Raw genomic sequence first — 14660 nt, 5'->3', positions numbered from 1 at the left:
TCGGCATGCGCGATCGATGCGCGACTTGCGGCGAACGACGCAGCCGTCTTTATCGCCCCCGTCACAATGACCATCGGTCCGAAAGATGTTTGTCGCAAAAACTTCATAAAGCGGCGCGCGGGTAACACGTATCGAGAAATCGATAGCGGCGGCCGTCTGATTTCCAAGCGGGCTTGCTGATTGACGTGGCTCCCGGATAAGACATGCCGGCGAGGGCGATGCACGCACCTCGTGACACGAGTTCGTAACGATCAGAGCCAATCTAAGGTCTGTATGATGCGTATCAGCCAGCAATGGAGCGAACTGGGTCCGGAACGGCGCCTTGGCGCCAGGGCGTCATGGCTGAGGGCGTATGGCCTCGGATTTCCACGCCGGTTGATGATTGTCGCTTCTATGGTTGCGGCGCTTGGCGCGATGGTTTCTGCCATGGCGGCGAACGACGACCCGCAATATCTCGCGCCGCTGCGATTTAATATTCCAAGCCAGCCGCTGGCATCGGCGTTGCAGGCTTATGGTACGGCGACGGGGGTTCAGCTGCTTTACGAGAGCGGCGCCGCAAGCGGTCGGTACTCCATCGGCGTCGAGGGCGAGATGACGCGTGATGCGGCGTTGCGAATTCTGCTGTCCGAGACCGATCTCACCATTCACTATACGCGCGTCAATTCGGTCACCCTTGCGCCGGCTGTGAGCGATCCTGACAACCCACCCGCAGCTCTTTTCAACAAGGCGGATCTCATTCTTGAGCCGCTGCGGGTTCGTCGCCCCACGGATCGTAACGACGCCTCGCAATTGCAGGCCTATAACGGGATCATCAAGGCCGATATCCAGCAGGCGCTGCGCAAGGACGCCAAGACGCGAAGCGGCAGCTATAGCGCCGGCATCAAATTGTGGATCGATGGACCGCGCACTGTGCAGAAGACCGAGTTGTTCCGTTCGTCGGGCGACCAGGAGAGAGACGATGCCATCTCGCGGCTGCTCGATGGACTTCAGATCAGTCAGGCTCCTCCGGCGAACACGCCGCAGCCCGTGACGATTATCATCAATGTTCGGTCGATGTGATGGGATCACCGATCATCTGGAAAGGGATGGATCAGATCAAGGCAGCCGCCCAGGCAGATCCTCAGGGCGAGGCGGTTGTCGGATTCTCCGGGCAATGGCGCTGGTTCGCCAGCACGATTGTGCTGGTGCCCATACTGCTTGCCGCTGGTGTCTATTGGCTGCATCAGCAGCCCAGCGGCTCGGCACTGCACAGTGGTGACGCGACAATCCATGTCGAGCTCATTCAGGTGCCGGGGCCAACTGCGGAGTTCAAGCAGGCATCAGTTCAGACCAGTCCGCCAATCGCGGATTTCCAGACTGTGCCCAGTATCGCGGCGCCGTCCCAGCCGTCATATAAAGAGGAGGCCCAGCCGATCGAGCCTGTGCTGCCGTCGCGGCCAGCATCTTCGCCGCAACAGAAGCCGGCAAGCTCAGGTCAGGCGCAGCCCGTTCCCGCCGGAGCAACATTTCGTTTCCAGAAAATGCTGAATGCGCATATCGAGCGCTATCAGCGCTATCCCAAAGCGGCAAATCGCGATGGACAGCGGGAGCGCGTGCTTGTCGCGTTTTCGATGCGGCGTGACGGCAGTGTGGTTCATGTCGGCGTCAAAGCAAGTTCGGGGCGGGCCATTCTTGATCAGGAAGCCGTTGAATTGATCCGCAGAGCCCAGCCTTTACCGCGAATCCCGGCGGATATGCCGGAGCTGCTTACGGTTCTATTCCCGGTCGATTTCTGATGCATGGTCGAACTACGGTTCGGGGTAGTTCGCCTTCGTCGTCGCAATCTCTGTAATTAATCTGTCACGGGCTACCGATAACTAGCATCACGGGTTGTTGAGTTCGGCGCCGTGCGTACAAGGGCTGTAAGTGTTGACCGGGTCTAATCGTACAACGTTGCGCAGCGTTCTGGCAGCCGATTACGGCGGTCTTTTCAAGCGTTTGACACGACGTTTGGGGTCGGCCGAGCTTGCTGGCGAGGCGCTGCAGGAGACATTCCTGCGCGTCGAACGCGTCTCCGATACGACGCTGGTACACAGTCCCAATGACTTCCTGTTTCGCATAGCGCTCAATGTCGCAACGGACCGTCGGCGGGTCGAACGGCGGCATTTGAGTCTGGATGCCGTCGAAGCTCTGCTCGATATACCGGATGATACCCCGGATGCATCGACCATTGTCGAGGGACGTCAGGAGATTGAAGCGCTGGATCGGGCGCTGGCGGAGTTGCCGTCCCGATCGCGGCAGGTTTTCATGGCGGCGGTCGTGAAGAAGATGCCGGATCACGAGATTGCCACGCTTCTCGGTGTGAGCATCCGTACGGTCGAGATCGATCTCAAAAATGCTTTGAAACATTGTGCCGCACGTTTGGGCAGGACCCTGATCCGGCGCGCCGGAGGACCGCGGCCAAAATCGTGAGCCGATTTTCGCCATTCAACCATTCCGGGCGTATCCTACCGGCGCCGTCTGCTAAAGCCCCTTTGTTTCATTTTTCTCGGAATGAATTGCGGGATAGCCTTGCTTCAACCGTCTAGATATCTAGAAGGTGTTGCATTGGCTTGCATTCACCAGAATCATAGATCTGTCCCGCACATGATTTATCTCTTGCGACATAGTCAGGTTCTTATTGGCGCAACCGGTAGCCTTGTCGCGTCTGCGAGACGGGTGCCTGTGGCGTGACCGAGCCGATCAATGATCCCGGATTAGGTGATCCTGCCTTGCACGATCGCGCCATGGATTGGGTCCTCTTATTGAGGTCTGGCCAGGCAACGACGGATGATGCCGAGGCATTGCAGCGTTGGCGCCGCCAGAGCGACCTGCACGAGCAGGCTTTTGTTCAAGCCGCGAGAATGTTCCGCGATCTTGGTGCCATAGGCGCGCAACTGGAGGCTCGCAATGTGCGGCCAGCCGCGGCGCGTATCTCCAGCGGTGCGCGTCAGATGGTCAGCCGGCGCGGCTTCATCGGAGGCGCGATCGCGGCATCGGCAGCCGGCTATATGGTGGTCAACCCACCTTTGGGAATGTGGCCGTCGCTGGTGGAATTGTCGGCCGACTATCGCACTGCCAAGGGCGAACAGCGCGATGTGCTGCTGGCAGAGAATGTCGCTGCCAAGCTGAATACCCAGACCAGCCTGTCGGTGCGCTCGGAAGGAAATGCGGCGCGCGTCGCGTTGATCACCGGGGAGGCCGCTATCACCGCGAAGCGGCCGGCGTCGGATCCCCTGATTCTCACCGCTGCTAACGGAGAGATTTCATCGGCCTACGCCGAATTCAATGTTCGTTGCATCGATGGTGCGGTTCTTGCGATCTGCATGGACGGGGCCATGACCGTCTCGCAAAATGGCCGCAGCGTCCAGCTGTCGCGCGGCCAGCAGGTTAGCTATTCGTCGACAGAAGCGATCGGTGTGCCGACGCTGGTCGCTGATGCGGAGCGTGCCACTGCATGGCGGGAAAAATTGCTGATTTTCCGTGATCAGCCGCTCGCGAGCGTGGTTAGCGAGGTCAACCGCTATCGACCCGGCAAGATTGTCGTGACCAATTCAGATCTAGGTCTGCGGCTGGTCAATGGTACGTTCCATACTGACAAGCTTGATGATTTCGTTGCCCAGGTCCGGCAATTGTTCAGCGCCGACGTGCGCTCATTGCCTGGCGGCATCGTTCTGCTGAGCTGATCATTCGTCTCAGAGAGCCTGGCGTTTCGCCTTGAACGCCGGCAATGAGTTCGGGCGTGTTCTATCGGCGCCCGCTGCCCCAATCATTGTTGCGGAACGAGTTGCTCGTGATTCGGCTTGCACCGATCCCTTAATTTTCTTTTGCGGGTTAAGTCGCTTCCAAACGTCTTCAAGACATAGGGACCTGATCGGAGGCAAGCGGCCTGCGTTCGGTGTGCCCTCTTATGGGCTTGAAACATGCTTCTTGGTTATCGCGATGATGTCGGCACAGCTCGTATCCGATTGAATCTGCTTCGTTGTGTAGCTCCAGCAGCGCTCATGCTGGCAATTGGTAGCTTCTGTGGCGCAACAGGTTCTGCGCAGGCCAAGGCGGCCCAGCAGGGCGCGCAGAAGCAGGCGGATGCGAAATCTTCCGATGCTGGCCAGTCGGCTGCTGCGAAGCCTGCAACTGACGCGAAGCCAGCGCCGAGCGCGCCGCTTCAGCGTTTCGATATCGACGATTTTGCTGTGCAGGGAGCCGATACGCTGCCGCAAATCGAGATCGAGGAAGCCATCTATCCATTTCTTGGGCCGAACAAATCTGCCGATGACGTCGAGAAGGCGCGTGCCGCGCTCGAGAAGGCCTATCACGACAAGGGCTTCCAGACCGTCAGTGTCTCGGTTCCGCAACAGAATGCCTTGACGGGCAGGGTCATCCTGAAGGTCTCGGAGCTGAAGGTCGGTCAGCTGCGTGTGAAAAATTCGCGCTATTTCGATCTCAACAACATCACGGGGCGGGCGCCTTCGCTGAAGCAGGGCACTGTTCCCAATTTCAATGACGTGACGAAGGACATTGTTAGCCTCAACCAGTGGCCCGATCGTCGCGTTACGCCCGCTCTGCGCGCTGGCGTGACGCCTGGTACAGTCGATGTGGATCTGAATGTCGAGGACAAGGCGCCTTTGCATGCCAGCATCGAAGTCAACAACCGCCAGTCTCCAAACACCACTGCGACGCGTTTGCTGAGCACGGTGCGCTACGACAATCTGTGGCAGCTCGGTCATTCGTTCAGCTTCAGCTATCAGGTCGCTCCGGAAAATCCTGACCATGCGCAGGTGTTTTCGGGGTCGTACATGGCGCGTGTGCCGGATGTCGATTGGCTGACCGTGCTGTTCTATGCCGTGAAGTCGAGCAGCAATGTCGCAAGCATCGGCGGCATGAACGTCGTCGGCCCCGGTCAGATTCTCGGCGGCCGCGCCGTGATCACGCTGCCAGCCCGCGAAAACCTGTTCCACACCATCTCGGCCGGTATCGATTACAAGCACTTCGATCAGACGGTACAGAGTGCGGCGACCGGGTTCTCGTCACCGGTCACTTACTATCCGTTCGTTGCCAGCTACGGTGCGACATTCCAGTTGGAAAAATCGACCACCCAGCTCAACGCGTCGGTGACCTACAACATGCGGACGCCCAGCAGCGACTGGATCGCATTCGATAACAAGCGCGCCTACGCATCGGCGAGCTTTACCCATCTGAATGTCGATGTCGCCCATACCCAGGAATTGCCGGAGGGCTTCCAGCTCTACGGCAAGATGCAGGGGCAGGTCGCGGACGGACCGCTTGTGTCCAGCGAACAGTTCAGCATTGGCGGCCTCGATACCGTGCGCGGCTATCTCGAATCCGAAGTCCTCGGCGACGACGGTATCGTCGGCAATCTCGAATTGCGTACGCCGGATCTCGGTCCAATGCTCCAGAAAGAGATGAAGGACGAAACCGGGCAGGGCGCTCCGCGCTTCGTCACATTCAACGAATGGCGTTTCTTCGGCTTCGCCGACGCGGGCCATGTGAGCATCCAGCGTCCACTGCCTGAACAGCAGTCGAAATTCGACATCTGGAGCTACGGCGCGGGAACGCGCTTCAAGGTGTTCGATGGCGTCAACGGCATGGTCGCCTATTCGGTGCCGATGATCAGCCAAACTTACTCGCAGGCCGGGGCTGGCCGCGTCAATTTCCGACTTTGGGGTGAATTCTGATGGCTATGGGGTGCGGGCACATGAACGGCGAACGCCATTCGACATTGCGACGACGCGCAAAGAATATGGTCGCAGGACTTCTGCTGGGTTTTGCTGCGGCGGTGACACTGTTCCCATCGTCGGCGCAAGCCTGGTGGAATGACGAGTGGCAGCTGCGCAAGAAGATCAATATCGATTCCAGCGCGACGGGAGCGAATATCACCGATCCAATCGGCACCGCGCCGACCCTGGTTCGTCTGCATGTCGGCAACTTCCGCTTCAGTCTTGCAAAGGACGACGGCAGCGATCTGCGCTTCGTGGCATCGGACGACAAGACCCCGCTGAAGCATCACATCGAGAAGTGGGATTCGCTGCTCGGTGAAGCTCTGGTGTGGGTTGCGCTTCCAAACGTCGCGTCTGGCGCGAAGTCCGAGTTCTGGCTGTATTACGGCAACAAGAAAGCGGTCGCTACCAACGACGCCAAGGGTACTTATGACCCGGATGCGGCGCTGGTCTATCATTTCAACGAGCGCGGTACGCCGGCGATCGACTCGACGGTCTGGGCCGGCAACGCGCAGAGCGTCGGACAGCCCGCGGATGGTTCATTGATCGGGACCGGCTTACGTCTCGATGGCCGCCTGCCTGTCACGTTGCCCGCATCGTCATCGCTTGCGATGGCCGACAGTGCACCGTTCACCTGGTCCGCCTGGATCAAGCCGGCCGCCCTGCAGCCGAATGCTGCGCTGTATAGCCGCCGCGACGCCGCAAATGCAGTCATTATCGGTCTCGACAACGGTGCCCCGTTCGTCGAGGTGAGCAATGCGACTGGCACCCAGCGCAGTGGCGCTGGCGCGCCGGTCGCAGCCAATTCCTGGCACCACGTTGCCGTCACGGCGAATGGTGGCGTGGTCACGGTGTATCTCGATGGCGTGGCATATGCGACGTTGAATGCCTCACTGCCGGCGTTGAACAGCGTTGCGCGGCTTGGCGGTGACGCGGCTCCTGCCGTAGTCGCAGCTCCCGTCGCTCCGGCCGTGGACGCCGCTGCGCCCGCCGCAGACGGCACGGCACCCGCCGCTGAGGCTGCGCCGGCGCCTGTCGCCGCTGCTGCGATGTCCGGCTTCACCGGCGATATGGACGAATTGCAGATCTCGAAGATCGCACGCCCGGCCGGCTTCATCAAATATGCTGCCATCACGCAGGGGGGACAGCCCACGAAGCTGATTTCGTTCAGCGCCGACGAAGAGACCGCAAGCTGGCTCTCGGGCTATTTCGCAATCATCCTGAAGTCGGTCACGATCGACGGCTGGATCGTCATCGGTTTGCTGATCATCATGGCTATCGCAAGCTGGATGGTGACCGTCGATCGCGTCAGCTACCTGAAGAAGCAGGCCAAGGCCAACGATCGCTTCATGAAGAGCTTCCGCAAGCTGGCGGCGAATTTGACGGCGCTCGATCGTGGCGAGGCCGATGACGATGCCGCCATCCTTGGCAGCAAGCTCAGCGAAGACGAAGCCCAGATGGTCCGTGCCTCGTCCCTGTACCGCATCTATCATGTGGGTTCCGAACAGATCAGCCATCGCTTTGGCAATGGCGATGTGATCCGCCTGAGCGGCGCGGCTATCGCGGCAATCCGTGCGGCGCTCGATAGTGCCTATGTCAAGGAAACTCAGCGCCTCAACCGCCTGATGGTCGTCCTGACCATCGCAATTTCCGGCGGACCGTTCCTTGGCCTGCTCGGCACGGTGGTCGGCGTCATGATCACCTTCGCGGCCATCGCTGAAAGCGGCGACGTCAACGTCAACGCGATCGCACCGGGTATTGCGGCGGCACTTGTCGCAACCGTGGCTGGCCTGGTCGTCGCTATCCCGGCGCTCTTTGCCTACAACTATCTGGTGACGCGTATCGGCGAATTGACCAGCGACATGCAGGTCTTCATCGACGAATTCGTGACCAAGATGGCTGAGTTCTATTCGTCCGATCTGCCGGCTGAACACCGTCAGGCTGCGGAGTAAGAACGATGCAGGTCCAGAGCAAATCCAAGCCCTATGACGATATCAACATCACGCCGATGTTGGACCTGGCGTACGTGCTGCTCATCATCTTCATCGTGATGACCACCGCGACGGTGCAGGGACAGAAGGTCAATCTACCGAAAGCATCTGCGGCGCCAAGTCTGGCGACGCAGACGACCAAGGCGATCACCGTTGCCAATGACGGCAAGATCTTCCTCGACACCATACCGGTCACGCTGCCGGAACTTGAGCAACGGTTGGTGCAGCAGAAGGCGCTGACTCCGGAGTTTCCGGTGGTTCTGCGTGGTGACGCACAGACGCAGTACCAGAGCGTGATGGATGTACTCGATCTGCTGGGCCGGATCGGTGTGACTCAAGTCGGTCTCGCGACCAAACCTCTCGTGAAGTAACGGGCCGATGCATACCCCCGGGCAAATTCAGGACGATACCAAGAAGGCGTTCAAGACCTTGTGGTCATGGCTGCGCCGGACAGGTGAGGGCGCAGAGACACCCGCGAGGGGCCCGGCTATCGATGGCGTGACGGCGATCGATACGGCTCCGCGTGAGCCCGGCATCGTCTTGCCGTTCCCGATCCGCGGAGAGGCGCTGCTGGTGAAACTCGCGGAATTGCTGCGGCGCCGGATCGCGGAGCTCAATTCACCCGCGGACAGCTTGACGTTGCTATTGTCGCACACTCCGTATTTGCGCCTGTCACTCGATGACGATGCCTATGTCGAGTTCGACGCGCATACGTCGGAATATGATCTCGTGATTGAAGCGCCGAGCGGCACCCGGCTGATCATTCAGACCACGGATTTCGATTCTCTCGTCACTTTCGTGCTGCAATATGTGATCGAGCGCATCTCCGACAGCGCGCCTCTCGAGGTCGCGTCATGAGCGCCGATCCCGGGAAGGAAAACACATCCGAGCAGGGCAGCAATCGCAAGTCGCTGCTGCGCTACGGCGGCGCATTGGTGGCCATTGCCGCATTGTTTGGGGGCGCCGGGTACATGTTGATGGGTGGCAGCGATACGCCGCCGCCAAAGCTCGTGCGTGAAATGACGGTTGTGAACATCGTGCCGCCACCGCCCCCGCCGCCGCCACCTCCGATGATCGAACAGCCGAAAGTGATCGATCAGCCGAAGATGGTCGAGCAGGAGATGCTGGAAGACAAGCCGGTCGAGAAGCCGACGGACGAGCCGGTCAAGGACGCTAAGAATGAGGAGCCGCCGGGCCCGCTGGCGCTCGACGCCAAGGCGACGGGTCCCGGAGATCTCTTCAATCTCGGCAGCAAGGTCGGCGGCAGCCCGTATGGCGGCCGCGGCGGCGGTGGCAGCCGTTGGGGGTGGTACGCGTCAATGGTGCAGACGCAGATCGAAGCCGCGCTGCGCGCCAACGAGAAGACCAAGAATGCCGCGACGCAATTGCAGGTGCGAATCTGGGCCGACGGGACCGGCCGCGTCAATCGCGTCGAATTGGCATCGTCGACTGGCAGCGCCGAACTCGACGCCACCATCCGTAATGAAGTGCTCGGTCGGCTGACGCTGCGCGAGCCGCCGCCCAACGACATGCCGATGCCGATGGTGACACGCGTCACCATGCGACGACCGAGTTAAGCCCGCACTTAACGGGCCGATGAGACACGACGAATATTGATCAGTAGGGGACTTGAGACCGATGTTTCACCAGAAATCCGATACCGCCTGGCGCCTGACGCCACTCGCAGTATCGATGTGCGCACTTGTCTGTAGCGTTCCTGCACTGGCGCAGGATGTCGGCAGCCGCGCCGATGCCAAGCGTCCTACAGTCTCGCGTGCGAAGGCAACGTCGCCGAACGCGACGATCAATCTCGTCAACATGCTGGTCAAGCAGGGCGTGCTGAAGGAAGAACAGGCCGAGGCGCTGATCAAGCAAGCCGACGACGAAGCCTATGTCGCGCGCGAAGCGGCCAAGGGCGCCACGATGCGCGCCGAGGAAGCGGCCAAGACCGCCGGTGCCGCCGCCGCTGCTGCATCTCCGCCCGGCACCAAGCACGTCACTTATGTGCCGGAAGTCGTGAAGCGCCAGTTGCGCGAAGAGATCAAGCGCGACGTGATGGCGAAAGCGCAGACCGAGAACTGGGCCTCGCCCGGGAAGTATCCGGAATGGGCCCAGCGGATTCGTTTCTACGGCGATCTGCGGGCACGTTACGAGGGCCAGTTCTACCCGACCGGCAACGATCAGGGCGGCGCCTACAATTTCAATGCGATCAACACCGGTTCGCCGTATGATACGGCGGACGCTAACGTCTATAACGCGCCGACCTATAACGCGTCGCAAAATCGGGATCGGGCGCGTCTCCGTATGCGGCTTGGTGCCGATATCGATATCAACGATCAGTTCACGGCTGGAATTCGCCTGGCGAGCGGTGACAGCAATTCGCCAGTTTCGACGAACCAGTCACTTGGAACAACCGGCGGCAATTTTTCGAAATATGCACTCTGGATCGATCGTGCATATGCACGTTATGAACCTTGGAACGAGTTGACCTTCTCGATCGGTCGCTTCGACAATCCGTTCTGGTCGCCGACGGATCTCGTCTGGCACAAGGATCTTGGCTTCGACGGATTTGCCGTGCAGGCGAAGCACGAAGTTGCTGAAGGCATCACGCCGTTCATCGTCGCCGGTGCATTCCCGACCTACAACAGCGACCTGAATGCGGGCATCAATCTCACGAACGCGAATACCGGGCAGTATGAGAAAATCCCAAGCAACGACAAATGGCTGTTTGGTGCCCAGATGGGCGTGGGAGCAAAGTTTGCGCCGTACTCGGCGCTGCGGCTGAGCGCTGCCTATTATGACTTCACCAATACTCAGGGACGGCAGTCCTCACTTTGCCTCGTCGTCAGCAGCAACGACGTTTGCGACACGGATATGACCCGGCCATCCTTCGCTCAGAAGGGCAATACTTACAAGTCGTTGCGCAATATTTTCGTGGATCCGTCGAGCGCCGGAGCGCCCACAGCCCAATTCCAGTACTTCGGGCTGGCCAGTCAGTTCCGGCCGGTTGTTGTCAGTGGTCAATTGGACCTCGGAGAGTTCCATCCCGTGCACGTCGTTCTCGATGGCGAGTATGTCAACAACACAGCCTTCAATCGCAGCGCGATTACTGCTGTTGCGGTGAACAACATCGGCCCCACCGTCGCCGGTGGCCCTCCGGGTGTATATGACGGCGGCAATCAGGGCTGGATGGGCCGTGTGACGGTTGGTCATAAGGAAGTCAAACGACTGTGGGATTGGAATGTTCACGCCGGATACAAGTATCTTGAATCCGACGCGACCATCGATGCCTTTGCCGACTCCGATTTCGGCCTCGGCGGCACCAACCTCAAGGGCTATTTCATCGGCGGCAATCTGGGGATCTCGGACAACGTCTGGGCTTCGCTGCGCTGGATGAGCGCCAACAATATCGCCGGCGTGCCGTATAGCGTCGACGTGGTCCAGTTCGATCTGAATGCAAGGTTCTGATCATGCGATTTCGTATTCTGAGTTCAGTGGCGGTGCTGGCCGTTCTGGCCAGCCAGGAGGCCCGGGCCGACGCCGAGTCGGACAAGCTGCGTGAAGCTCTGCGCAGCGCGACGGCTCAGACCCGCGCCCTTGAAGACCAACGGACTGCCTTGCAGGCCAAGGTGGCCGATGCCGAGCGCGAGAAGGCGGCGATGACGTCGCAGATCGCGGCGGCCAAGGCGCAGGTCAAGGAAGTCGAGAAGACCCACCGCGAAGCGGTCGATGAATTCAACCAGCGTCTGGAAGATCGCAACCAGACGCTGGAGAAATGGAAGAGCGCCTATGAGGAGGCGGCGACCGTCGCCCGTACCAAGGACGCGGAACGCGCCAAATTCGAAGGCGAAGCGACAGCCTACAAGGCGAGCACCAAAAGCTGCGTGGCAAAAAACGGACAGTTGATGAAGGTCGGACGTGAATTGCTCCGCCGCTACGAGGGCGTGTCCTTCGGAGACATCGCTGTGATCAACGAACCCTTGATCGGAGCACGCCGTGTCGAGGTTCAGAATATCCTGCAGGACTACGAAGACAAATTGATCGAGCAGAAGGTGATTCAATAATGCGTTCGCGTTCCTCCCTGACGCTCGCGACGGCAACATGTCTTGCTGTCGCTTCGACGTTTACTTTGTCGGCGGCTCATGCGCAGACGGCGCTCCAGCCGGGACAGCCGCGTGTTGCGCAGGCGCCAGCGCCGGCTCCGGCCAGGCCGAAGCCTGCTGCACCAGCTCCGGTTGCTGCGGCCCCCGCAGCGCCCGCTGCTCCGGCAGCATCGAACACGGTCGCTGCCGCCAAGCCATCAGGTGAAGTAGTCGCCCGCGTCGGCAATAGCGACATCAGCGCCGATGATATGCGTTCCTACATCGCGGCACTTGGGCCGCGTGAGCAGGCGGCGTTGGCGCAGGATCCGGCACTGCTGAGCCAGGCGGTGCGCATGCTGCTTTCCAATCGCCTTGTGATGCAGGAACTGGCCGCGAAGAAGTGGGATCAGCAGCCAGCGGTCGCAGCGCAGCTGGAAAAGGTTCGCGAGAACGCGATGGTGGAACTGTATTTGCAGTCGGTTTCCAACCCGCCGGCGAATTTCCCCAGCGAAGACGATCTGCAGAAGGTCTATGACGCCAACCGTGCCGCACTGCTGGTGCCACGGCAGTATCAGCTCGCGCAGATCTTCATTCCGATGGCGAAGGATGCGGACAAGGCAACGGCTGACGCTGCCAAGAAGAAGCTCGACGACGTCCAGAAGAAGCTGAAAGCTCCAGGTGCCGACTTCACTGCGATTGCCCGGAGCGACAGCGGCGCTGGGGATAGCGCCGAGCGCGGCGGCGATCTGGGGTTGCTGCCGGAAGACCAGATCCGGCCGGAAATCCGCAGTCAGGTCGTCGGCCTGGCCAAGGGCGCTGTGTCCGAACCCATCACGCTGGACGACGGCTACCATATCATCCGTCTGGTCGACACCAAGGCCGCCTATACGCGCACGCTGCCCGAAGTACGCGATCAGCTCGTCCGGCAGATCCGCACCGAACGCGCCGCCGCATTGCGCCGTGCCTATCTCGCCGAGCTGCTCAAGCAGCAGCCGCCGATCATCAACGAACTTGCTCTTGCCAAGCTGCTCGACGGCAAATCCCGTAACTAAGGAACGCGTCCCATGTCCGATACCGTATTGAACAGCTTTACTCTCGAATCGCTGCGTGACCTGCTGCAGACCGTTGGCTATCGCGTCGAGATCGTGTCGAATGCCGATATGCCGGTGTTGCGCTCGTCGACCGCCGGCTTTGCGTTCGACATTCGCCCGGGCAATCGTCTGGCCAATGAAGATGGTGGCTATGTCGATTTCACCTTTAGTGCCTGGCTCAATATCGAAGGTGAATTGCCGCTCGATGTTGTCAATCGCTGGAACGCGCTGCGCCGCTTTGGTCGGTTGCAGGTCGTCCCTGGCTATCTGGCCATGACGATGGATGTCTCCTTCATCGGCGGCGTCATGCCGAACTATGTTCGGGCGCAGGTCGAGATCTGGGATCACCTCGTTCAGGCACTGGTGCCTTATCTGCGCGAAGAACTGCAGCGGCTCGATACGGCCAGGACCGTCAGTGCACCCGTCGCTGAAGCTGGGGCGCAGGCGCCGGTGGAACCGATGGCTGCTGCCGAAGCGCGTGTCGCCTGACGAGTCCGGAAATCCAGGGTGTCAGGACGACCGATCAGCTTGTATGGCCTCTTGGCCAGTGGCGCCTTCGCACGAGGCGTCCTGGCGGCGGCTTGGGCTGGTATGTTGTCCTGCGCTGTCCTGATATCGACACCGGCCCTTGCTGAAGCCGAGCCCGAGCAGGCCGCCGAGGAAGTCGCCGAGTCGCCGCCGACCGTGCCAAATCCCCCAAAGCCTGCCGCTGGCAATAAAACCGCAGCCTTGGCAGTTCCACCAAACCTGGCAACTCCACCAAAGTTGTCCGGTGCTTCCAATCCCAGGGCGCTCTATCGCTCGTTGATCGAGCGGGAGGTGCGCAACACAAATCTGCCGGCCGATGTGGCGGAAGCCGTAATGGGCGTGGAGAGCGGCTACGATCCGAGCCGCATCGGCGCCGATGGCGAGATCGGCCTGATGCAGGTGATGCCGCCCACTGCGCGCATGCTGGGCTTCAGCGGCTCGATGGCAGAGTTCGCGGCGCCGGAAGTCAATATCCGCTATGGCGTCATGTATCTCGCACAGGCCTGGAACAAGGCCGGCGGCGACCTCTGCACTGCGCTGATGAAGTATCGTGCCGGGCATGGCGAGACACGCTTCTCCCATCTGTCGGTGACCTACTGTTTGCGCGCGCGGGCCCGGTTGATGGCGGTTGGGTATCCCGTCACGGGCACGGTGCCGGTCGCTACCTTCGGATCGCCCGTTGGCTCCAGCCTCGTTGCCGGATGCCGCGGCAGCCGATGCCTGATGTCACGCAATTCCGGCCGGGTCGATTTCGCGGCGCTGAACAACCGGCTGACGCAGGTTGTGATGCAGACAAACGGCCCGAGGCCGATGACGAGGTGAGCGAGCGATGAGAACGAGAATCTTGACGCTCTCGGCGCTGATCGCGTTTGCGATGCCAGCGCTGGCGCAGCAGCCACCAGAGCAGCCAAAGCCCGAAGTCATCATCGGTGGGCAGTCGCCTCCACCCACCGCGCGCGAGCGTTGCGTCGAGGTCGAGATCGGCGGCGCCCGCAGCTTCGGGTGTCTCAACCAGACGCTGAAGCGCGACGTCGAGAAGGTCAGTCCAACCCTGAATTTTCCGCCGATCGATGCGCGGTCGGGCGATACCAAGATCGGCATCGTGAATTTGCCGGGAGTGCAGCAGCAATACGGCCAGAACTACGGGCACTCCGTCATTCCATATCGGCCGCCGCCGCCGGTCTATTCGTCACCGGTCAGCCGGCGCTAGGT

At 60.5% G+C, this 14660-nt stretch carries 15 protein-coding genes; all 15 read left to right on the top strand.

The window, feature by feature from the left end; translation table 11 throughout:
- Positions 1-378 precede the first annotated feature (378 nt).
- A complete protein-coding gene (locus AB8A27_RS14415) occupies positions 379-1059 on the top strand; it encodes an STN domain-containing protein (RefSeq protein WP_441242472.1) in 681 nt (226 codons plus the stop codon).
- Positions 1060-1085: 26 nt separating this feature from the next.
- Complete coding sequence (locus AB8A27_RS14410) at positions 1086-1775, top strand: TonB family protein (RefSeq protein ID WP_441242471.1); 690 nt, start codon at positions 1086-1088, stop codon at positions 1773-1775.
- 130 nt (positions 1776-1905) lie between these two features.
- A complete protein-coding gene (locus AB8A27_RS14405; RefSeq protein ID WP_441242470.1) occupies positions 1906-2451 on the top strand; it encodes an RNA polymerase sigma factor in 546 nt (181 codons plus the stop codon).
- 257 nt (positions 2452-2708) lie between these two features.
- Positions 2709-3704, top strand: coding sequence for a FecR family protein (locus tag AB8A27_RS14400; RefSeq protein ID WP_441242469.1), 996 nt, complete (start codon positions 2709-2711; stop codon positions 3702-3704).
- Between the two features lie 318 nt (positions 3705-4022).
- Complete coding sequence (locus AB8A27_RS14395; protein ID WP_441242468.1) at positions 4023-5714, top strand: ShlB/FhaC/HecB family hemolysin secretion/activation protein; 1692 nt, start codon at positions 4023-4025, stop codon at positions 5712-5714.
- A gap of 20 nt (positions 5715-5734) precedes the next feature.
- Positions 5735-7708: a DUF2341 domain-containing protein gene (locus AB8A27_RS14390; RefSeq protein WP_441242467.1), complete on the top strand. Its 1974-nt coding sequence runs from the start codon at positions 5735-5737 to the stop codon at positions 7706-7708.
- Between the two features lie 5 nt (positions 7709-7713).
- On the top strand, positions 7714-8118 hold the full coding sequence (locus AB8A27_RS14385; RefSeq protein ID WP_089264781.1) for an ExbD/TolR family protein: 405 nt from the start codon (positions 7714-7716) through the stop codon (positions 8116-8118).
- A gap of 7 nt (positions 8119-8125) precedes the next feature.
- Complete coding sequence (locus AB8A27_RS14380; RefSeq protein ID WP_441242466.1) at positions 8126-8605, top strand: hypothetical protein; 480 nt, start codon at positions 8126-8128, stop codon at positions 8603-8605.
- Positions 8602-9324 (top strand): TonB C-terminal domain-containing protein, encoded by a 723-nt coding sequence (locus AB8A27_RS14375; RefSeq protein WP_441242465.1) that lies wholly within the window; start codon positions 8602-8604, stop codon positions 9322-9324. The genes AB8A27_RS14380 and AB8A27_RS14375 overlap by 4 nt, the downstream gene beginning before the upstream one ends.
- Before the next feature lie 61 nt (positions 9325-9385).
- On the top strand, positions 9386-11215 hold the full coding sequence (locus AB8A27_RS14370; protein ID WP_441242464.1) for a putative porin: 1830 nt from the start codon (positions 9386-9388) through the stop codon (positions 11213-11215).
- A 2-nt stretch (positions 11216-11217) separates the two neighbouring features.
- Entirely contained in the window at positions 11218-11811 is a 594-nt protein-coding gene (locus AB8A27_RS14365) for a hypothetical protein (protein WP_441242463.1), read from the top strand.
- Positions 11811-12881, top strand: coding sequence for a peptidylprolyl isomerase (locus AB8A27_RS14360; protein WP_441242462.1), 1071 nt, complete (start codon positions 11811-11813; stop codon positions 12879-12881). Before AB8A27_RS14365 ends, AB8A27_RS14360 begins: the two co-directional genes overlap by 1 nt.
- 12 nt (positions 12882-12893) lie before the next feature.
- A complete protein-coding gene (locus tag AB8A27_RS14355) occupies positions 12894-13409 on the top strand; it encodes a YbjN domain-containing protein (RefSeq protein WP_441242461.1) in 516 nt (171 codons plus the stop codon).
- A 330-nt stretch (positions 13410-13739) separates the two neighbouring features.
- Positions 13740-14270 carry a lytic transglycosylase domain-containing protein gene (locus AB8A27_RS14350; RefSeq protein ID WP_441242460.1) on the top strand — a complete coding sequence of 177 codons (531 nt, stop codon included), beginning with the start codon at positions 13740-13742 and terminating at the stop codon, positions 14268-14270.
- A 7-nt stretch (positions 14271-14277) separates the two neighbouring features.
- Positions 14278-14658: a hypothetical protein gene (locus AB8A27_RS14345; RefSeq protein WP_441242459.1), complete on the top strand. Its 381-nt coding sequence runs from the start codon at positions 14278-14280 to the stop codon at positions 14656-14658.
- The last annotated feature ends 2 nt before the right edge of the window (positions 14659-14660 follow it).

This window comes from Tardiphaga sp. 768_D3_N2_1 (genome assembly GCF_052076105.1).
Classification (GTDB): Bacteria; Pseudomonadota; Alphaproteobacteria; order Rhizobiales; family Xanthobacteraceae; genus Tardiphaga.
This window is presented reverse-complemented; position numbering and strand designations above follow the sequence as displayed.